The sequence below is a fragment of the Bacillus sp. FJAT-42376 genome (assembly GCF_003816055.1).
GTDB lineage: Bacteria > Bacillota > Bacilli > Bacillales > Bacillaceae > Metabacillus_B.
This window is the reverse complement of sequence record NZ_CP033906.1, coordinates 2335482-2356063: the sequence shown is the minus strand read 5'-3', so window position 1 is coordinate 2356063 and position 20582 is coordinate 2335482. Positions and strand designations below refer to the sequence as shown.

Below are 20582 nucleotides of genomic sequence, written 5' to 3'. Positions count from 1 at the left end.
GAGCAAGCGTCGGTGACTCGACTTGCCAAGCAATGGTTTTAAAGTTACAAGCATAAGAATACTACTATTTTGATTAAAAAGCAAGCGATTATGAGTGCTCATGGAAATATTCTTCGGCCGCCTGCTTATCTTTTGCAATTTGTGAGATCAGTTCATCAATAGAATTGAATTTCTGCTCGCTTCTAATTCGCTTATACCAGTATATTTCCGTGTTTTCACCATAGATTTCATGATGAAAGTCAAAAATATGAACTTCAACACTCGGCTTTAAAGCTTTCTCCTGATGAAAAGTGGGTTTGTAGCCGATATTGCATACCCCTTTATACATACGGTCCTTTATTTTTACGGCCACCGCATATACACCTGTCGGCGGTGTGATATACCCTTCATTGAGCTCGATGTTGGCGGTTGGAAAACCAATGGTTCTCCCCCGTTTCTCCCCGTGAATCACCGTTCCTTTTCCGCTGTATGCGCGGCCAAGCAGCTTTGAAGCATACTCCACATTTCCATTTCTGATGACTTCCCGGATAAGGGTGGAGCTGATTTTTCTGTCAAAATCCTTAAGCTTCGGAACCGTCGTCTGCTCAAACTGGCCTCTCGAATGAAAGGGCAGGGACTCCATTGTACCCTTTCCAAGCTTGCCGTAGCTGAAATCAAAGCCTGCGACGACATGCTTGACGTTCAGTCCGATGATGTACTGATCTATAAATTCCTGCGGCTCGAGGGCAGAAAATGCTTCTGAGAACTCTATAATAAACAAGTAATCTGCACCAAGACTTGAAATCATGTCCACCTTATCATCCAAAGGTGTAATTGCCTCGGGAACCTGCTGTTTCCTGAGAACCACGGAAGGATGGGGATGGAAGGTCATGACTCCCCACTTCAGCTCTTTCTCCTGTGCCTGTTCGCGGGCAGTTTCAATCACTGCCTGATGCCCTTTATGTACTCCGTCGAAATAGCCAAGAGCAACAACCATTTCATTGAACTGTGTCTGGTTTAATTGATGGGGATGCGAGATCTTGAACGTTTGCACGAAATCCTTCACCTTTTCTTCTAAGCCGGAAAAGATTCCGGCTTGCAAATGAATTAGTCCATAGAAAGAACTTTTGATGGCTTAAACGATGGTTTGGCCGGATGCTTTTGATAAATAGCCAAACATTCACCCTGTTCATTGTAAACAGCAACTCTTGCGTCCAGGCCCAGCTCCTGGAATTCCTCCGGAACGGGCAGAACCGCACCGTTTTTCACTTTCTCTGCTAATGTATCATTTATCTCCCATTTCGGCAAATGATTGAGCGCCTCTGCAATCGTAATCAATTGAAGGGAGTCCTCCGCAAGCTTCTGTTCAATCTCTTCAAAGGATAGACAATTTTCAAGTGAAAAGCTGCCCGATGAAGTTCGCACAAGATGGGACATATGGGCAGGGATTCCAAGCTTTTCCCCGATCATCACAGCAAGCGTCCTTACATAGGTTCCTTTGGAACAGTTGACTCTGAACTTAAATGCAGCCTCTTCTCCCCGCATCTCAATTTCAGAAATCCTCTCCATCGAGTGAATCTTAATTTCTCTAGAAGGACGTTCGATTTCAATCCCTTTTCTGGCATATTCGTAAAGCTTTTTCCCGTTGATTTTAACAGCCGAATACATAGGAGGGGTCTGTTCGATGACTCCTTCGAATGAAGCAAGAATTTCATCTATAGTTTTTTCTTCGGGTTTGCTGATAACCTTGGCTTTTTCGACCACTTCCCCTGATGCGTCTTCTGTCGTAGTGGAAAATCCAAGCGTAACTTCTGCCTCGTACGTCTTGCTCGACGCCGTTAAATATTCAACGATTTTCGTTGCCCTGCCAAGGCAGATCGGCAGAACACCCGTTACATCCGGGTCAAGGGTGCCGGTATGGCCAACCTTTCTTGTTTTAAAAAGTTTTCTTACTTTAAACACGCAGTCATGCGATGTCATTCCTGCCGGTTTGTTGACGAGCAATACGCCATCCATATTTGCACCTTCTTTCATGATCATAAAAAAAGGACAGCCTTGAAGCGGAATTCCTTTTCTGGGGACAGAAGCACATTAAATGCCTCTATCCGTAAAGAGAAGAAAAAATTCCGCACAGGCCATCCTTTTCCGGTCAATCTTCTTTATCGGAAGAATTGATTTCGTGGATTAATGTTTCAATTCGATTCCCATAATCAATGGATTCATCAAATTCAAACTGAATTTCAGGCGTTTTTCTCAGACGGATACGCTGTCCGATTTCAGAGCGGATAAAGCCTTTTGCTTTCGCAAGGCCTTTCAGCGTGTTTTCGCGCTGTTCCTGATCTCCAAGCACCGAAATATAAACCGTTGCAATCTGCAGATCCCCGGAAACCCGGACATCTGTTACGGTAACAAACCCAATTCTTGGGTCTTTAATTTTGCGGCCGATGATGTCGCTTAATTCTTTTTTCATCTGCTCACCGACACGTGTTGATCTAATGCTCATCCAATCACTCCATCCTTATAACCATTCAAAAACGGTTACAGTTCTTTCTATTTCCGGAAAGGAGTCGATAAACGCAAGGACCCGGTTCAGCTCTTTTTCCGTATGGGTTTTATCAGAAGAAATGGACACAATGCCAATCTTGGCTCTTTGCCATGAATCCTGATAATCCAGTTCGGAAACAGCTGCGTTGTACTGCTGCTTAACCCGGGTCAAAATTCTTTTCATTACCGATCGTTTGTCCTTAAGGGAGAAGGAGTCATAGATGATCCATTCGCAGTGGACATACCCGATCACTTGCGCTCGATTTCCTGCATAACGTAGGCTTCGATAACGTCGCCTTCTTTAATATCATTGTATCCTTTTATTGTAATACCGCACTCATATCCTTGAGCCACTTCTTTCACATCATCCTTGAAGCGTTTCAGAACATCGACTTCGCCTTCAAAAATGACGATACCTTCACGGATCAGACGCATGCCGCTCTCACGGGTGATTTTTCCGTCTGTTACGTAGCCGCCGGCAATGGTGCCGATTTTGGAAACTTTAAATGTCTGGCGCACTTCAACCTGTCCGATGATTTTTTCTTCGAATTCAGGATCAAGCATTCCTTTCATCGCTGACTCAATTTCTTCAATAACTTTATAGATGATGCGGTGAAGACGGATATCAACTTTCTCCGCATCAGCCGCTCTCTTAGCATTTGTATCCGGACGGACATTGAAACCGATCACGATACCGTTTGAAGCGGAAGCAAGCATAATGTCATATTCGGTAATCGCTCCAACTCCGGTATGGATGATTTTCACTTTTACGCCTTCTACTTCTATTTTCTGAAGGGCGGAAGCAAGAGCTTCAACAGAACCTTGAACATCGGCTTTTACGATTAGGTTAATATCCTTTACATCACCTTGCTTAATTTGTTCAAACAAATCATCAAGGCTCAGTTTGGACTTCTCGCTGCGCTGTTCAACCTGCTGCTTTTGAGAACGCGCTTCCCCAACCTGACGGGCTTTTTTCTCATCGGCGAACACCATAAACTGATCTCCCGCTTGCGGTACTTCGTTCAAACCGGTAATTTCAACAGGAGCGGACGGGCCGACTTCTTTCACACGGCGGCCAACGTCGTTGACCATTGCACGGACACGTCCATATGTGTTCCCCACAACGATAGGGTCTCCAACTTTCAAAGATCCATTTTGAACAAGAAGAGTAGCGACTGAACCGCGGCCTTTATCGAGCTGCGCTTCGATTACGGTTCCGGTTGCGCGCAGTTTAGGGTTCGCTTTCAGTTCTTCTACTTCACTGACAAGGAGAATCATTTCAAGCAGCTCATCGATTCCTTCCCCTTTAAGAGCGGATACAGGAACGAAAATGGTTTCGCCGCCCCATGCTTCAGGAACAAGAGCATGCTCCGTTAGTTCCTGCATCACACGGTCAGGATTTGCACTTGGCTTATCCATTTTGTTCACAGCTACAATGATCGGCACATCTGCTGCTTTAGCGTGGTTGATTGCTTCAACCGTCTGCGGCATTACACCGTCATCAGCTGCAACAACAAGGATCGTAATATCTGTGACTTGAGCTCCGCGCGCACGCATTGTCGTAAACGCTGCGTGTCCAGGAGTATCAAGGAACGTAATTTTCTTCCCGTTTGACTCAATTTGGTAGGCACCGATATGTTGGGTAATCCCTCCGGCTTCGCCTTCTGTCACTTTCGTATTGCGGATGGAATCAAGCAATGTCGTTTTCCCGTGGTCGACGTGGCCCATAATTGTTACAACCGGCGGGCGGACTTGATGATCTTCTTCATTATCAGCCTGATCGTAGCCTTCAAATTCCGTCACATCAAAAAGGATTTCCTCTTCCACTTCTACTCCGTATTCCCCTGCAATAAGTTCAATTGTATCTTTATCCAGATCCTGGTTAATGGTAGCCATTACGCCAAGCATAAGAAGTTTTTTAATGATTTCAGAAGGTTCCTTATGAAGCTTTTGAGCAAGCTCTCCGACAGTCAAAGAACCTGTAAATGTAATTTTGCTCGGCAGCTCTTTTTTAGGTTTTTCTGCCTGAGGTGTGTGCGGACGCTGATTATTGTTTCGGTTTTGGCCTTTTTTCTGGCTGCTGCTGTTATTTCTTCTGTTATTGTTTTGGTTCATGCTGTTATTCCTTCCGCTCTGCGGTCCCTTTTTATCCCCTGGGCGCTGCTGGGTGTTTTTCCGTTGATCGGAAGAAGGACGGCTTTGATTATTGGTTGATGTTTTTTTCGCTGAGGCAGACTGATCGCCGTTTGATTGAGAATTAATGGCTTCATTCCCCTTCCCGGCTGATTTAGGTGCCGATCCTTGAGTTTTTGGCTTGCTGTTTGAAGCAAATTTCTGATTAAGTTTCCCTACATGTGCATCTTCGATCATCGCCATGTGGTTGGAAACTTCTACATTGATGTCTTTCAACGCTGAAATGACATCTTTGCTTGATACATTGTGCTGCTTTGCATATTCATATACTCTCACTTTTGACATTTGTTCACCCCCATGAAATTTAATCGAGCAAGTCTTTCAGTTTCGCAGCAAAACCCTGTTCAGTGACAGCTGCGACTACTCTTGCATCCTTGCCGATTGCATGCCCGAGCTCATAACGGCTTTCAACATGCACGACTGGAGTGTTGTATGAACGGCACTTGTCCGTTACTTTTTTCTTTGTATTGTCGGATGCATCTTTAGAGAGCAGAACCAATTTAGCCCGGTTTTGACGAACCTCTTTAATGACCAGTTCTTCACCGGAAATGACTTTGCGTGCCCGATTGGCCAGTCCAAGCAGGGACTTCCATTTTTGATGGTTCATGATTGTCTGCTTTCTGCAAGCTGGATCAATTCATCATAGACGGTATCCTCTACTTTTGTTTTGAGCTGATTGGATAGGATATTCTTTTTCTTGGCCAGTAAAATAGACTCCTTATCCAGCGTTATATAGGCGCCGCGGCCGTTCTTTCGGCCCGTCGGATCTACCGACACTTCCCCTTCGGAAGAACGGACGACACGTACCATATCCTTTTTCGGTTTCATTTCACCGGTAGCGACGCATTTGCGCAAAGGAATTTTTCTTCCTGAGTTCATCCGGTTCACCTCTTACTCGTCTTGAAAATCTTCTGGAGACTCGTAATCAGCCTCTTCTGATTCACCCTGGGCTTCACTCAGCAATCCAAGCTTTGAAGCATCCGTTTCGCTTTTGATGTCGATTTTCCAGTTTGTAAGTTTAGCAGCGAGTCTTGCATTCTGACCGCGTTTCCCGATAGCAAGTGAAAGCTGGTAATCCGGCACAATAACCGTTGTTGCTTTGTCTTCCTCGTTCACTTTTACCTCTACCACTTTGGATGGGCTGAGTGCGTTGGCAACAAATTCAACCGGATCATTGGACCAGCGGACAATATCAATTTTCTCGCCTTTCAGTTCATTTACGATTGCTTGAACGCGCTGGCCTTTCGGGCCTACACAGGAACCTACAGGATCTACTTCCGGATTATCGGAGTGGACAGAAATTTTAGAACGGTCCCCCGCTTCACGGGCCACCGATTTGATTTCAACCGTTCCATCGTAGATTTCGGGAACTTCGATTTCAAACAGGCGCTTTAAAAGACCTGGATGTGTACGGGAAACAAAAATCTGCGGCCCTTTTGTCGTTTTTTCAACTTTTGTGATAAACACTTTAATCCGGTCGTGAGGTTTATACTGCTCATTAGGCATCTGCTCATTGACAGGAAGCAATGCTTCAATTTTACCAAGGCTGACATAGATGAATTTTGAATCAATGCGCTGGACAATCCCGGTCATGATATCTTCTTCTCTGTCAATAAACTCAGAATAAATAACGCCCCGTTCAGCTTCTCTCACTCTCTGGGTAACCACTTGTTTCGCAGTCTGAGCGGCAATTCTTCCGAAATCTTTCGGAGTCACTTCCATCTCAACAATATCGCCCACTATGTAGTTCGGATGAATGGCCTGAGCTTCGCTTTCCGAAATTTCCAGGCGGGCATCAAAGACTTGGTCCACTACATCTTTACGGGCAAAAACTCTCATCGTTCCCGTTTCGCGGTTTAAATCAACCCGGACATTTTGTGCCTGGTTAAAATTCCGCTTATAAGCAGAGATTAAGGCAGCTTCGATTGCTTCAATAATAATTTCTTTGCTGATTCCTTTTTCTCTCTCGAGTATGGTCAGCGCATCTAAAAGTTCACTGCTCATTTTTCTAATTTCCCCCTTTAATCATCACCGGCCGGCTTAAAGCGGTTCGGCTACTCGGCTATCAGTAGTTAACAAGGTGCATTTAAAAATTGAAGGATACGGCCAATCTCGCACTGGCCACCTTGGCGTATGGGATAACAATCTCTTTTTTTCTTGTTTTCACGGTAATTAACACCGTTACAGACTCGCCGTCGAACGATTGCAGAATGCCTTCAAAAACCTTTTCCCCATCAATGGGTTCATATGTTTTAACATTTACATTTTTTCCTACAGCCTTATGGAAATCAGCCTCTTTTTTCAAAGGGCGTTCTGCACCGGGGGAGGAGACTTCAAGAAAATAATTGTGGGTGATTGGATCAATGGCATCCAATTTTTCCCCTAAGCGCTCGCTTACCATCCCGCACTCTTCAATATCAACACCTTTGTCTGAATCAATAAATACGCGAAGGAACCAGTTTTTCCCTTCTTTTACGTACTCAACTTCGACTAATTCCAATTCCAGTTCATCTAGGATTGGAACGGCTAGTTCGCTGACTGTATCTGTTACTTTTTTACTCATTCTCTTCCTCCTCATATTTCCAGGAAAGTTCACCATAACGGAACAAAAGCACAAGCGCCTTAAACAGTGCTGCCCATGCCGGATCGGAATGCTTCAGCACCTATCGGCTAAAAATATTCCTTAACGCAAGAAAGCGGAATCCGTTTTTGCAATGGGATCTTCCGCGGAATGATGCGAATGAACGGACAGTACTTGCAGAAGGATGCTCATTCTGCAAAGATCCGGCAGATTCAGCGGCTGGCAGAAAAACCCTGCCGTTGCAGCAGGGAATGAAGTCTGTCAGCCTTAAAGTAAATACGCATACTGCGGCAGGAATGAATAGAAAACAGCGGCCCAGAAGCCGATATTCCGTCTAAAAGGTCCCTTACCCAAAACGAAAGAGTGGGTTGCCCCACTCTCTTTGCCTCTGCTATTGCAGTATTTCCAATAAAAATATACCATAACCAGAATTTTATTGCAAATGAAGGAAGAATGCCTGTCCTGTCTTTTTAGAACAGGGAGAGCTGATTTTGATCCGGAAGCGCTTCAAGGCATCCGTGGCTGTCCAAATATTCAATGATGGTTTTGGAAACCCGCCCTCTTTGCTGAAGATCTTCTTTAGATAAAAATTCGCCTTCTTCCCGCGCTTTTACAATATTAAGGGCCGCATTCGTGCCGAGGCCGGGAATTGCGTTGAAAGGGGGAATCAGCGTATCTCCTTCAATAACGAATTCGCTCGCCTTGGATTTATACAAATCTACCTTTTGGAATGCATAGCCCCTTGCACACATTTCCAGGCACAGTTCAAGCACCGTCATCAGATTTTTCTCTTTCGGGCTTGCCTCAAGGCCTTTTGAACTGATTTCTTCAAGTTTCGCTTTGATTGCAGCCGTCCCTTTCGCCATCGCATCCACATCAAAATCATCTGCTCTGACGGTGAAATAGGCTGCATAGTAAAGAAGAGCATGATGGACTTTGAAATACGCGATCCTTACAGCCATGAGTACATAAGCGGCAGCATGGGCTTTCGGGAACATATATTTGATCTTCAGGCAGGATTCAATATACCATTTCGGCACATTGTTCTTCTTCATTTCCTCTTCCATTTCCGGTGTCAGTCCCTTCCCTTTACGGACAGACTCCATGATTTTGAAAGCGAAAGATGGTTCAAGCCCCTGATAAATCAGATATACCATAATGTCATCCCGGCATCCAATGACCTCACTCAGGTTGCAAATATTGTTGTGAATCAATTCCTGGGCATTTCCGAGCCATACATCTGTACCGTGGGATAGTCCTGAAATCTGGACTAATTCAGAAAAAGTTGTAGGCTTCGTGTCTTCGAGCATTTGCCGGACAAATTTTGTTCCGAATTCCGGGATGCCGAGCGTTCCGGTTTTACACATAATCTCTTCTTCTGTTACTCCTAACGAAGAAGTGCCGCTGAAGATTTTCATGACCTCCGGATCATCTGTAGGAATTGTCTTTGGATCGATACCGCTCAAGTCCTGCAGCATCCTTATGACGGTTGGATCATCATGTCCGAGTATATCGAGTTTCAGCAGATTGTCATGGATGGAATGGAAATCAAAATGAGTTGTTTTCCATTCTGATCCCGCTGCATCGGCCGGAAACTGGATGGGCGAGAAATCAAAGATGTCCATATAGTCAGGAACAACAATGATTCCCCCCGGATGCTGGCCTGTAGTCCGTTTTACACCCGTACAGCCCTGAACTAGCCGGTCGATTTCAGCTCCCCTGAAATTCAAATTATGATCCCCCGCATACCCTTTTACATAGCCATAGGCCGTTTTTTCAGCCACTGTACCGATGGTTCCGGCGCGGAATACGTTGTCTTCTCCAAACAAAACTTTCGTATAATTGTGGGCTCTTGGCTGATATTCTCCTGAGAAGTTCAAATCAATATCCGGGACTTTATCGCCTTTAAACCCAAGAAATGTTTCAAACGGGATGTCGTGGCCATCTTTTTTATAAGATGTACCGCAATTCACGCAGTCTTTATCCGGAAGGTCAAACCCGGACCCTACCGTTCCATCATTGAAGAATTCCGAATGCTTGCACTCTGGGCACACGTAATGAGGGGGAAGCGGATTTACCTCTGTAATTTCCGTCATCGTCGCTACAAGCGAAGAGCCTACTGACCCACGCGATCCGACAAGGTAGCCGTCATCCAGTGATTTTTTCACAAGCTTATGTGATATGAGATAAATGACGGCAAAACCGTGGCCGATGATGCTTTTTAATTCCTTCTCAAGACGCGCTTCCACGATCTCAGGAAGCGGTGTTCCATAAATGCTCTCAGCCATCTCATAGCTCATCTGCCTGATTTCCTCATCAGCGCCTTCGATTTTCGGCGTGAACAAATCGTCTTTGATCGGCTTAACATCTCCAATCATATCGGCAACGGCGTTTGAGTTTTCAACGACGATCTTTTTAGCCCGCTCTTCTCCCAAAAATGAGAAACAGTCAAGCATTTCATTCGTTGTCCTGAAATGGACATTCGGGTGTTCATGACGGTTAAGGGGGTTTGCTCCGCCTTGTGAACTGACCAGGATCTTCCGGTAGATTTTGTCTTCCGGATTCATATAGTGGACATTTCCCGTAGCAGCGACAGGTTTCCCGAGTTTGTCTCCAAGATCGGCTATATTGGTGATGATCTCACAAAGCGCCTCTTTGTCCCGCACGTATTCCAGATCAATTAGATGCTGATACACTTCAGGCGGCTGGATTTCCAGGTAATCATAGAACTTCGCCGTCTCTTCCACTTCTTCCGGCGATTTTTGCATCATCCCTTCAAAGACCTCGCCCTTATCGCACCCTGAGCCAATAATCAGACCTTCACGGTGCTTTTGCAGAACCGATCTCGGGATACGGGGAACACGGTAGAAATATTGGATATGGGATAACGAGACGAGCTTGAAAAGATTTTTCAGTCCAATTTCATCTTTCGCAAGAATCGTGGCATGGAATGGCCGCGACCGCTGAAATGCATTGCCCTGTCCCATATTGTTGTTTAATTCATCATGAAAATGGATTCCTTTTTCTGCTGCGTCCTTCAGCATTTTCAGGAGAAGGTATCCTGTTGCTTCCGCGTCATAGATGGCTCTGTGATGCTGGGTCAGCTCAATATCGAACTTTTTGCAAAGCGTGTTCAGCCTGTGGCTTTTAAGATCAGGATATAAAAAGCGCCCGAGCTCGAGTGTATCAATGACAGGATTGGCAGCCTTCTCTTCATTCAGCAGCCTCGTATAACCAGCATTCAAAAACCCCATATCAAAGCTTGCATTATGGGCAACGAGAATATCGTCCCCAATCCACTCTTTAAATTCCTGCATAACGTCTTTGACTTCCGGTGCGTTTTTGACCATATCATCTGTGATTCCTGTCAAATCAATGGTCGTTGCAGAAAGAGGATGATGAGGGTTGGCAAACCGTTCAAACCGGTCAATGATTTCCCCGCCTTTGATCTTGACTGCTGCAAGCTCAATGACTGTATCATATACAGCCGATAATCCCGTTGTTTCCACGTCAAACACAACAAATACAGAGTCCTCAAGCGAACGGTGAGCATCGTTGTAGGCGATCGGCACCCCATCATCAACGAGATTGGCTTCAATTCCGAACAAGACTTTCAGACCATGTTTTTTCCCAGCTGAATAAGCCTCCGGGAAAGACTGGGCAACAGCATGATCCGTTATGGCGATGGCTTTATGTCCCCATTTGGCCGCCTGTTCTGCTAAACGGCTGAAAGAAGTTACCGCGTCCATCTGGCTCATGGGAGAATGAAGATGCAGTTCTACCCGCTTTTCCCCTTCAGGAGCGGTATCCTGTCTAAGCTTAGGCTTTACCTCGTTGATGTCGTTGGCAATCATGACAAGATCGCGGACGAACGTATCGTTTTGAACGCTGCCCCTTGCCTTAACCCACATGCCCTTTTTGATTGCATTCAAAAGAGCGGCATCTTCTTTATCCCGTGCGAACATTTTAACAAGCATCGAACTGGTGTAATCCGTAATTTTTATTGTCGCAAGGGTTCTGCCGCTTCTCAGTTCTTTTGTTTCTGCGTCGAATACAAACCCCTGGATGGTTGTCCGGCGTTCTTCATCTACGATCGATTCCATCGGGACAACTTCCTCATCATCTTTAATCTGATACCCGATGACAATCGGTCCGGATGGAATATCGCCTGCCTGATCCTCTGCTTCTTTCTTCTGCATTTCAGTTAAGGCAGCCAGAGCCCGTTCTTGATCTTCCTGAAGCTTTTGTTCATTGAATTTTTTCAGATCGGCTTCAGAGAACGTTACCTCGGTATCGATCTGAAAGAGCGGGAAGCCAAAGGATTGAAGACTTTCCTGTATAAGGGATCCGTATTTCCGCTTAATAGTCGCAGCTTCTGTATCGTTGCGCGTACTAATCGTCAGCTTAGTGCCGAAAAGCTTAGGAAGCTGTTCAGATAAGAGCGCTAGAACAGGCGGTGATATGCCCTCTATTTCCTGAAGGCTCGACATCCAGTATGCCTGCAGGAGAGCCTCACTCGTTTCCTGGTTAGCGGCTTTTATCGAAAAACTGACGGAGGCAATATGAGAAAAAGCCTTTGAAAGACTGGATTGGAATAGCTGAAACACTTCATATGGAAGAATGGAGGATATTTCAAATTCAAAATGCCACCGTTTTTGCATTTTATGGACGGTCAGCTTTCCAATGGAAGCATTCTGAAAATAAGGAACAATTTGATCATCTGTCAGCTGCAGCTGCTGAAGGAGCAGCTGAAATCTTTTACGCTGTTCAGTTTGTTTTTCTGTCAAGCCGGTTCGCTCCTTCCTTATCAAAATGGAAGGGTCTGACCGCACGAGCAGCCAAACCCTCTTTACTTTTCATTTAGTTAAGTCCATTATCAATTATTTTCCTAGAATCCGGCGGATGGTTTCTGCCAGATCATTCACAGGAACATCGAACTTTTCACCGGTTTTCCGCACTTTTACTTCCAGAATGCTTTCCTCAGCACGCTTTCCAGAAGTGATGCGGATCGGAAGTCCGATCAAATCGGAATCTGCAAATTTAACTCCGGCCCGCTCTGCACGGTCATCAAACAGAATGTTATACGATTGTCCAAGCTCCTCGTATACTTTTTCCGCCAAAGCTACTTGCGCATCCGATTTTACATTAGCCGGAATGACATGCAGGTCAAATGGAGCAACCTGTTCAGGCCAGACAATGCCGTTTTCATCATGGAATTGCTCCACGATCGCTGCCAGTGTACGGGAGACCCCAATACCATAGCATCCCATGATCATCGGCTGGGATCGTCCATTTTCATCGAGGTAATTAGCATTCATATCCACTGAATAGCGTGTTCCCAGCTTGAATATATGGCCGACTTCAATACCGCGGGCAAATTGGATGGTTCCCTTCCCATCAGGAGATGCGTCTCCTTCCTGAATAAAACGGAGGTCTGCATACTGACTAACCTGCAGATCCCGCTCGGCATCGACCGAAGTAAAATGGTATCCTTCTTCATTCGCACCGCAGATCCCGTTTACCATGGCTTTTACAGCTGTATCGGCCACGATTTCAATTTCATCTGACACCTTGATCGGGCCGACGAATCCTGCAGGACATCCCATCGCCTCTTTTATTTCTTCAGGACTTGCCAGTTCAACGGATCTTGCATCAAATAAATTCTTCACTTTAATATCATTAATTTCATGGTCTCCTCTTGAAAGGACGAGAACAAACCGGTCATCCACTTTAAACAGAAGGGATTTAAGGCATTTTTCCTTGCTCACATTGAAAAATTCAGCCACTTCCTCAATTGTCCGCTGGGAAGGAGTTTCTTTTTTAGTCATTTCCCCGCATGTTTCATCCGGACGGCTGTACTCGGAAACGACAGGTGCCATTTCCACATTCGCAGCATAGCTTGATTGATCAGAATAGGCAATGGTATCTTCTCCGACTTCTGAAAGAACCATGAACTCATGTGTATCTTTTCCGCCCATTGCACCTGAATCGGCGATTACGGCGCGGAAGTTTAGCCCGCAGCGCTCGAAGATATTGCTGTAGGCCGTGTACATTTTATCGTACATTTCATCCAGGCTTTCGAAAGAGGAATGGAAAGAATAAGCATCTTTCATGATGAATTCCCGGCCTCTTAATATCCCGAATCTGGGCCGCTTTTCATCCCGGAACTTTGACTGGATTTGGTAAAGGGCAAGCGGCAGTCTCTTGTAGGATTTTACTTCATCTCTTACAAGACTTGTTATCACTTCTTCGTGAGTCGCTCCAAGCGCGAACTCCCTGCCGTGCCTGTCCTTTAGCCTCATCAGCTCAGGCCCGTAGGAATACCATCTTCCTGACTCCTGCCAAAGTTCAGATTGTTGCATCGCAGGCATTAGCAGTTCAGATGCTCCCGCTTTGTTCATTTCATCTCGTACAATGTTTTGAATATTCTGCAGGACCTTCTGGGCAAGCGGAAGATAACTGTAGATCCCGCTCGTATTCTGGCGGATGTATCCGGCTCTGAGAAGGAGCTGATGGCTTTTTATATCAGCATCAGCTGGAACTTCCCGTAATGTAGGAATAAACGTCAAACTTTGTTTCATCTATGTGCACCCCGTTTTAATAGATCGGCTATTTTTTATAAAAAGAATTTTTGTATGTCATTCCAAGTAACTACTAGCATTAGAAGCATCAGCAGGGCAAACCCGATAAAATGAACGACGCCTTCTTTTTGCCGGTCAATCGGCTTTCCTCTTACTGCTTCTACTAAAAAGAACATGAGACGGCCGCCATCCAGTGCGGGAATCGGCAAAAGATTCATGATCCCAAGGTTGATGCTCAGCAGCGCAGTCCACCTTAAAAGATTCGCAAATCCGGATTGGGCAACCTGGCCTGTCACATCATAGATTCCTACCGGGCCTGAGAGCATATCGATGGAGAACTGCCCTGTAACCAGTTTTCCAAGGCTTACGAGAATCTCTTTCGTATAAAACACAGTCTGTGAGCCTGCGTTTTCAATCGATGTTAAAAAGCCCTTTTCCATCGGAGCATAGGACCCAACACGTCCAATTGTCTGATCTCCTGCTTTTTCAGCTTTGGGAACAACTTTGATGGTCCTGGGTTTTCCGTCTCTCTCAATGGCGAAAGCAAGTTCTTTATCCGGACTGCTGCTGATGATTTTCGTCACGTCATTCCAAGTCGACACAGATTTGCCGTTAATGGTTTTAATGACATCGCCTTCTTTGATGCCTGATTCAATGGCGGCTCCATCTTTCGTCAGCTCTCCGAATATAGGCTTATCCATAGGAGAACCCTGAATCAGTCCAAGTGCAAAGAGCACAATAAAGGCGAGCACAAAATTCATTAGAGGACCGGCAATAATGGCAGCTGTCCTTTGCCCAAGCGTTTTCGAACCGAACTGGCGGTCGTAAGGGGCAATCTGGCTTTCCTGTCCATCTGCGACAAAGTAAGACTTTTTCGCAACCGTAAAGCGCTGAAGGCGGTCTTCTTCTCCTTGTTCGTATCCTGTAATGAACATGGCTTTTTCCAAATCAGCCTGCTCGACTTCAATGATTCTCGCTTTTGGAAATTTTTCTTTGTTGTTAAGAATGATTTTCTCCGCTTCACCTTGCGCGTTAAACAGCAGTCCGATATGATGGCCCGGCTTCACCTCGACCATTTCAGGGTCTTCCCCTGCCATCCTGACGTAGCCCCCGATCGGAAGCAAACGTATCGTATAGACTGTTTCATTCTTTTTATAAGAAAAAATCTTTGGTCCAAATCCGATTGCAAACTCCCGGCATAGAATACCTGCCCGCTTGGCAAAAACCAAGTGGCCCAGTTCATGGAAAAAGACAAGAGCTCCAAAAATCAGAATAAACGCAATGACCGTATTCACCTGCATACCACCTTTAGTTTAATAAGGACCTCACGTACCTTCTTGCTTCCTGATCTGCATGCTGTATGGCTTCAAGATCGGGATTTTGAATCACAGTGTGGACCTCTAAAGCCTGCTCAATTCTATTTTCAATTTCTAAAAATTCCAGCCTGCCGGCAAGAAACTGGGCGACTGCCTCTTCATTGGCAGCGTTCAGTACGGTCGGCATTGTTCCTCCTATTTTACCTGATTCGTAGGCAAAATGTAAGCATCTGAAACGAGAGAAGTCAGGCTTTGAAAAGTGGAGCTTTCCCTGATCCCACAGGTTTAGCCCTTTTGTATTGGCTAATGGCAGACGGGACGGATGTGTAAGCGCATATTGAATCGGCACTTTCATATCAGGTGTGCCAAGCTGTGCCTTTACACTGCCGTCTTCAAATTCAACCATCGAGTGAATGATGCTTTCCTTGTGGAGAAGGACATCAATTTTTGAATAAGGGACCCCAAACAGCCAGTAGGCTTCAATGACTTCCAGACCCTTATTCATCATGGTGGCAGAATCGATCGTAATTTTAGCTCCCATCGACCAGTTTGGATGATTGAGGGCTTCTTCAACGGTGACACCTTTTAATTCTTCCCTTGTTCTGTCGCGGAAGCTTCCACCCGATGCAGTCAGAATGAGTCTGGAAATATCTTTTTCATTTTCCCCTTGAAGACACTGGAAAATAGCAGAGTGCTCGCTGTCAACTGGAAGCAGAGCCGTTCCATAGCGGCGGGCAGCTTCCGTAACAATATGCCCCGCTGTTACTAACGTTTCTTTGTTCGCCAGAGCCACGGTCTTCCTGGATTCAATGGCTTTTAGCGTCGGCACAAGGCCGATACTGCCCAGAAGGGAATTTACGACTACATCTGCATCCTGATGAACGGCGGCCTCAATATTTCCTTCTTCTCCATACGAAAAAGAAATCGGCTCCCCGCTGAATTCATCTTTTAGCTTTACATAGTCTTCCTTCTCTTTGACAGAGACAAATTTAGGCCTGAATTCTTTAATGGCCTTTTTCCCTGCTTCAATGTTCGAACCAAACGTAAGGGCGGTCAGCTGAAAATCCTCAGGATGCTCGCGGATCACGTCAAGAGTTTGTGTGCCGATTGAACCTGTAGCTCCCAATAGACTGATACGTTTCATCTTCTCTCACTCTCCCATGACTTTTTCTGTATTTGAGCTGTTTTTATGCCGGATAAAATAGGATAAGCATGAAATGGAGAAGAGGCAGCACAAACAATAGGCTGTCAAATCGATCCAGTATACCTCCATGTCCTGGAAGAATATTTCCGGAATCCTTAACATGGTAATGCCGTTTAAGGGCGGACTCAACTAAGTCCCCCACTTGTCCAAAAACAGACAGAAACACGGTAATTAATGAGACCTTTAAGTAAGAATGCACGATAGGAAGAACGGTTTCAAAAACGAGAGAAATGATCAAAGCACAGATAATCCCTCCGAAAAACCCCTCAATGGTCTTATTTGGACTTATTTCCGGCCAAAGCTTATTCTTTCCAATTGCTTTTCCAATAAAATAGGCACCTGAATCTGTTGCCCAAATAATAAGAAGAGCAAAAACAATATATTCTAAACCTAAAGCTCTTGTTTCAATAAAATAATAAAACCCGATCCCGATATACATAACAGATAGAAGTGAAAATCCGACATCATCAAACGAGAAGCGGTTTTTGGTAATCACGGTGTAAGTTAAAAATAGCAGCACACCGAGAAGGGCAACCTCTAATTTTGAAATATTTATGTTTCCCAGGACAAGAATATGACTGGAGGGAATCAGCAAAATCCATAAGAGCAAAACACTGACCAGGCCAGGTATGCTCACAATCTGAATTTTTTTCATTTTTAAAAGTTCATAAAGACTAATCGTACTTAATACATAGATGGCAAAGCTGAACGGGATTCCTCCCCAAATAACGAAAGGGACAAAAATTGCCAGTGCCAGTATTGCTGTAATAATCCGCTGTATCATTTCTTATCACCTTCTATACTCCGCCAAATCTGCGGCCCCTTTGCTGATAGTCAGCGATCGCCTGAATAAAGTTCTCTTCTTTAAAATCGGGCCAAAGCACGTCTGTAAACCAAAATTCTGTATAAGCAAGCTGCCAGAGCATAAAATTGCTTAAGCGGATTTCGCCGCTTGTCCGGATCAGCAAATCAGGATCCTGAAGCGATTCTGTCATCAAATAGGAAGAAAATAACTCTTCGTTAATATCTTCCGTCCGGATCCAGCCTTTTTTTGAATCTTCGACAAGGTTTTGAATCCCTTTGACTATTTCAGTCCGGCTGCCATAATTCAATGCAAAATTTAATACAAGTCCAGTATTTTCCGCCGTTTCACGCATGGCTTTTTCGACCGCCGCGAGTGTATGTTTCGGAAGCCGGTCTGTTTCCCCCATAATTTTCACTTGAACATTCTCTTCAATTAATTCTGGAAGGAAGGTTGTTAAAAATTCTTCAGGCAGTTTCATTAAATAATCGACTTCGATTTTGGGCCTTTTCCAGTTTTCTGTCGAAAAAGCATAAAGCGTTAAAGCGCTCACACCAAGCTCGCTTGCAAGCTTCGTAATCCTTCTGACTACTTTCATTCCTTCATGATGTCCCGCCATTCTGGGCAAAGCTCGATTCTTAGCCCATCTTCCGTTCCCATCCATAATGATTGCAATATGAGGAGGGATTGGCCCGCCGCTGACATCTTGTTTTGTATATGTATGACTGGCGGAAGGCATTTCGCTTCTTCTGCCCTTTCTGAAAAAGTTAAGCATGTGATTCCTCCATCACCCGGCAGCTAATGGTTCTAAAGCGATCCCTAGCCGTGTTAACAGTATTAACAAAAAAACCCCCTGTAAACGTTAGAGGGTCTTTTGCACACTTCTATTTTACATAGAAAAGCGTTAAACTTCCATGATTTCTTTTTCTTTATCTTTTGCGATTTGATCAAGCTTGCCGATATAATCATCCGTCAGCTTTTGTACCTGATCAGAAAGACCCCGCAATTCGTCTTCTGTCATCTCACCGTTTTTCTCGGCTTTTTTCAAATCATCATTTGCATCACGGCGAATGTTCCTGATACCCACTTTCGCCTCTTCTGCATATTTTTTCACCAATTTGCCAAGCTCTTTACGGCGTTCTTCTGTCAGAGCAGGAATTGAAATACGGACAATCGTTCCGTCATTTGTCGGATTCAGTCCAAGATCTGCTTTTTGAATCGCTTTTTCAATATCTCCAAGAGCAGATTTATCATAAGGTGTGATGATCAGCATGCGCGCTTCCGGAACACTGATTGAAGCCAGCTGATTGACCGGAGTTGGAGCTCCGTAATAATCTACTGTCACTTTATCAAGAAGTGAAGCATTCGCACGGCCTGCTCTTACGGTTGCCAATTCGCGCTGGAATGCGGAAACTGCCTTTTCCATTCTGTCTTTTGCCTGATTAATATGCTGGTTTGCCATTTTATTTCCCCCTTACAATCGTTCCGATATTTTCGCCAAGTACGGCTCTTTTAATATTTCCCTCTTCCATAATAGAGAAAACAATAAGCGCTATATCATTATCCATGCATAGAGAGGATGCTGTAGAATCCATCACAGCCAGTCCATCTTTCAATACATCTAAATAGGATAGCTCTTCGTATTTTACAGCATTTGCATCTTTAAGCGGATCTGCATTATAAACGCCGTCCACATTATTCTTCGCCATCAGAATGACATCCGCTTCAATTTCAGCGGCGCGCAGTGCAGCTGTTGTATCGGTTGAAAAGTACGGATTCCCTGTGCCTGCGGCAAAGATTACGACACGTTTCTTCTCAAGATGGCGGATTGCTTTTCTTCTGATATAAGGTTCTGCTACCTGTCTCATTTCAATTGACGTTTGAACCCTTGTCTGAATGCCGAGATTTTCAAGGCTGTCCTGAAGTGCGAGGGAGTTCATGACTGTTGCAAGCATCCCCATATAATCCGCTGTCGCGCGGTCCATGCCCATTTCACTGCCGACCTTGCCGCGCCAGATATTTCCGCCGCCTACGACAACAGCTACTTCTACATCCATCTCTGCAATTTCCTTTACCTGTGTGGCAATGGATTTAATCACGCTCGGATTGATGCCAAACCCTTGAGGGCCCGCTAAAGCTTCCCCGCTTAGTTTTAAGACAATGCGTTTATATTTAGGATTAATCATAATAGCCTCCAAATCTTTTCATTGAAATTCCATTAAATAAGACGGAATGTTCCATTCTTGCAAGCATGCATCTGCCTGCTGATTCTCTGCATCCGTCTGCAGGCTTGCGAGAAAAACCAGGGTCAGATCCTGCTTTAGTCTCGGAACGGGGTCACAATTCCAGTCTTGAAAAAACGGGAACACAGCCGTGTTCCCATTTTCATTACTTGTATAAGCGAAGTAAACAAAAGCTTACTTGCGTACTTGGTTCATTACTTCTTCAGCAAAGTTATCCTGGCGTTTCTCGATTCCTTCGCCTACTTCAAAACGGATGAAAGTTTTCACTTCTGCGTTGTGAGAAGCAACGAATTGTTTAACTTTTTGGTCTGGGTTTTTAACGAAGCTCTGGTCAAGAAGGCAAATATCTTCGAAGTATTTTCCAAGACGTCCTTCAACCATTTTCGCTACGATATTTTCAGGCTTGCCTTCATTAAGAGCTTGCTGAGTCAATACTTCACGCTCGCGGTCAGCTTCTTCTTGAGAAACCTGGTCACGGCTGATGTATTTAGGGTTTACAGCAGCAACGTGCATAGCAACGTCTTTTGCAGCTCCCTCGTCTGTTGTTCCTTCAAGAACAGTCAGAACCGCAATGCGGCCGCCCATGTGAAGGTATGCTCCGAAAGCATCGCTGTCTGTTTTTGTAACAACTTCAAAGCGGCGAAGAGAAATTCTTTCTCCGATTGTTGCCACTGCAGAGTGGATGCGCTCTTCTACTGTTGAACCGTTTTCCATTTTAGAAGCCAAAGCTTCTTCCAGGTTAGCTGGTTTCGCTGCAAGAAGATGAGAAGCAAGTTCGCTGATTAAGTCTTTGAACCCTTCGTTTTTCGCAACAAAGTCTGTTTCAGAGTTCACTTCAAGGATAACCGCTTCGTTTCCTTCCGCTTTAACAGCAGCAAGACCTTCTGCCGCGATGCGGTCAGATTTTTTAGCCGCTTTCGCAATGCCTTTTTCACGAAGATAGTCGATTGCTTTTTCCATATCACCGTTTGTTTCTGTCAGCGCTTTTTTGCAATCCATCATACCTGCGCCAGTTTTTTCACGAAGTTCCTTAACCATTTGTGCAGTAACTGCCATGGGGAATTCCTCCTTAAGATTCTATTATGTAGGGAAACCATTTTTCTTTTTTAAAAAAAGGTGATAAAAGGCCTTACCCTCTT

At 44.9% G+C, this 20582-nt stretch carries 18 protein-coding genes; all 18 read right to left on the bottom strand.

Translation table 11 applies throughout. The features are described from left to right. Positions 1 to 88: 88 nt before the first annotated feature. The 18 genes from ribF to tsf all read right to left on the bottom strand — a co-directional run bounded on the left by ribF (position 89) and on the right by tsf (position 20499). Complete coding sequence (gene ribF / locus CEF21_RS11840) at positions 89 to 1033, bottom strand: bifunctional riboflavin kinase/FAD synthetase (RefSeq protein WP_123916596.1); 945 nt, start codon at positions 1031 to 1033, stop codon at positions 89 to 91. Positions 1034 to 1086: 53 nt separating this feature from the next. Continuing rightward, entirely contained in the window at positions 1087 to 1995 is a 909-nt protein-coding gene (gene truB / locus CEF21_RS11835; RefSeq protein ID WP_123916594.1) for a tRNA pseudouridine(55) synthase TruB, read from the bottom strand. A 133-nt stretch (positions 1996 to 2128) separates the two neighbouring features. Beyond that, on the bottom strand, positions 2129 to 2482 hold the full coding sequence (gene rbfA, locus CEF21_RS11830; protein ID WP_123916592.1) for a 30S ribosome-binding factor RbfA: 354 nt from the start codon (positions 2480 to 2482) through the stop codon (positions 2129 to 2131). A 15-nt stretch (positions 2483 to 2497) separates the two neighbouring features. Next, positions 2498 to 2776 (bottom strand): DUF503 domain-containing protein, encoded by a 279-nt coding sequence (locus CEF21_RS11825; protein ID WP_123916590.1) that lies wholly within the window; start codon positions 2774 to 2776, stop codon positions 2498 to 2500. Beyond that, positions 2773 to 5001: a translation initiation factor IF-2 gene (gene infB / locus CEF21_RS11820; RefSeq protein WP_123916588.1), complete on the bottom strand. Its 2229-nt coding sequence runs from the start codon at positions 4999 to 5001 to the stop codon at positions 2773 to 2775. Before infB ends, CEF21_RS11825 begins: the two co-directional genes overlap by 4 nt. A 19-nt stretch (positions 5002 to 5020) precedes the next feature. After that, positions 5021 to 5323, bottom strand: coding sequence for a YlxQ family RNA-binding protein (locus CEF21_RS11815; RefSeq protein ID WP_123916586.1), 303 nt, complete (start codon positions 5321 to 5323; stop codon positions 5021 to 5023). Further along, positions 5320 to 5595, bottom strand: coding sequence for an RNase P modulator RnpM (gene rnpM, locus CEF21_RS11810; RefSeq protein WP_123916584.1), 276 nt, complete (start codon positions 5593 to 5595; stop codon positions 5320 to 5322). Before rnpM ends, CEF21_RS11815 begins: the two co-directional genes overlap by 4 nt. Before the next feature lie 12 nt (positions 5596 to 5607). Next, a complete protein-coding gene (gene nusA, locus CEF21_RS11805; RefSeq protein ID WP_123916582.1) occupies positions 5608 to 6720 on the bottom strand; it encodes a transcription termination factor NusA in 1113 nt (370 codons plus the stop codon). An 82-nt stretch (positions 6721 to 6802) separates the two neighbouring features. Continuing rightward, complete coding sequence (gene rimP, locus CEF21_RS11800; RefSeq protein WP_123916580.1) at positions 6803 to 7279, bottom strand: ribosome maturation factor RimP; 477 nt, start codon at positions 7277 to 7279, stop codon at positions 6803 to 6805. A gap of 488 nt (positions 7280 to 7767) precedes the next feature. Then, on the bottom strand, positions 7768 to 12084 hold the full coding sequence (locus CEF21_RS11795; RefSeq protein WP_123916578.1) for a PolC-type DNA polymerase III: 4317 nt from the start codon (positions 12082 to 12084) through the stop codon (positions 7768 to 7770). Between the two features lie 93 nt (positions 12085 to 12177). Then, positions 12178 to 13878 (bottom strand): proline--tRNA ligase, encoded by a 1701-nt coding sequence (locus CEF21_RS11790; RefSeq protein WP_123916576.1) that lies wholly within the window; start codon positions 13876 to 13878, stop codon positions 12178 to 12180. Positions 13879 to 13913: 35 nt separating this feature from the next. Further along, a complete protein-coding gene (gene rseP, locus CEF21_RS11785; protein ID WP_123916574.1) occupies positions 13914 to 15173 on the bottom strand; it encodes an RIP metalloprotease RseP in 1260 nt (419 codons plus the stop codon). Between the two features lie 13 nt (positions 15174 to 15186). Continuing rightward, complete coding sequence (locus CEF21_RS11780) at positions 15187 to 16338, bottom strand: 1-deoxy-D-xylulose-5-phosphate reductoisomerase (RefSeq protein ID WP_123916572.1); 1152 nt, start codon at positions 16336 to 16338, stop codon at positions 15187 to 15189. Positions 16339 to 16381: 43 nt separating this feature from the next. After that, positions 16382 to 17182, bottom strand: a complete 801-nt coding sequence (locus CEF21_RS11775; RefSeq protein ID WP_123916570.1) for a phosphatidate cytidylyltransferase — start codon at positions 17180 to 17182, stop codon at positions 16382 to 16384. A gap of 13 nt (positions 17183 to 17195) precedes the next feature. Next, a complete protein-coding gene (locus CEF21_RS11770) occupies positions 17196 to 17975 on the bottom strand; it encodes an undecaprenyl pyrophosphate synthase (RefSeq protein WP_123916568.1) in 780 nt (259 codons plus the stop codon). A gap of 129 nt (positions 17976 to 18104) precedes the next feature. Continuing rightward, complete coding sequence (gene frr, locus CEF21_RS11765) at positions 18105 to 18662, bottom strand: ribosome recycling factor (RefSeq protein WP_123916566.1); 558 nt, start codon at positions 18660 to 18662, stop codon at positions 18105 to 18107. A 1-nt stretch (position 18663) separates the two neighbouring features. Next, complete coding sequence (pyrH, locus tag CEF21_RS11760; protein WP_123916564.1) at positions 18664 to 19386, bottom strand: UMP kinase; 723 nt, start codon at positions 19384 to 19386, stop codon at positions 18664 to 18666. Positions 19387 to 19617: 231 nt separating this feature from the next. Continuing rightward, positions 19618 to 20499 (bottom strand): translation elongation factor Ts, encoded by an 882-nt coding sequence (gene tsf, locus CEF21_RS11755; protein WP_123916563.1) that lies wholly within the window; start codon positions 20497 to 20499, stop codon positions 19618 to 19620. Positions 20500 to 20582: the final 83 nt, after the last annotated feature.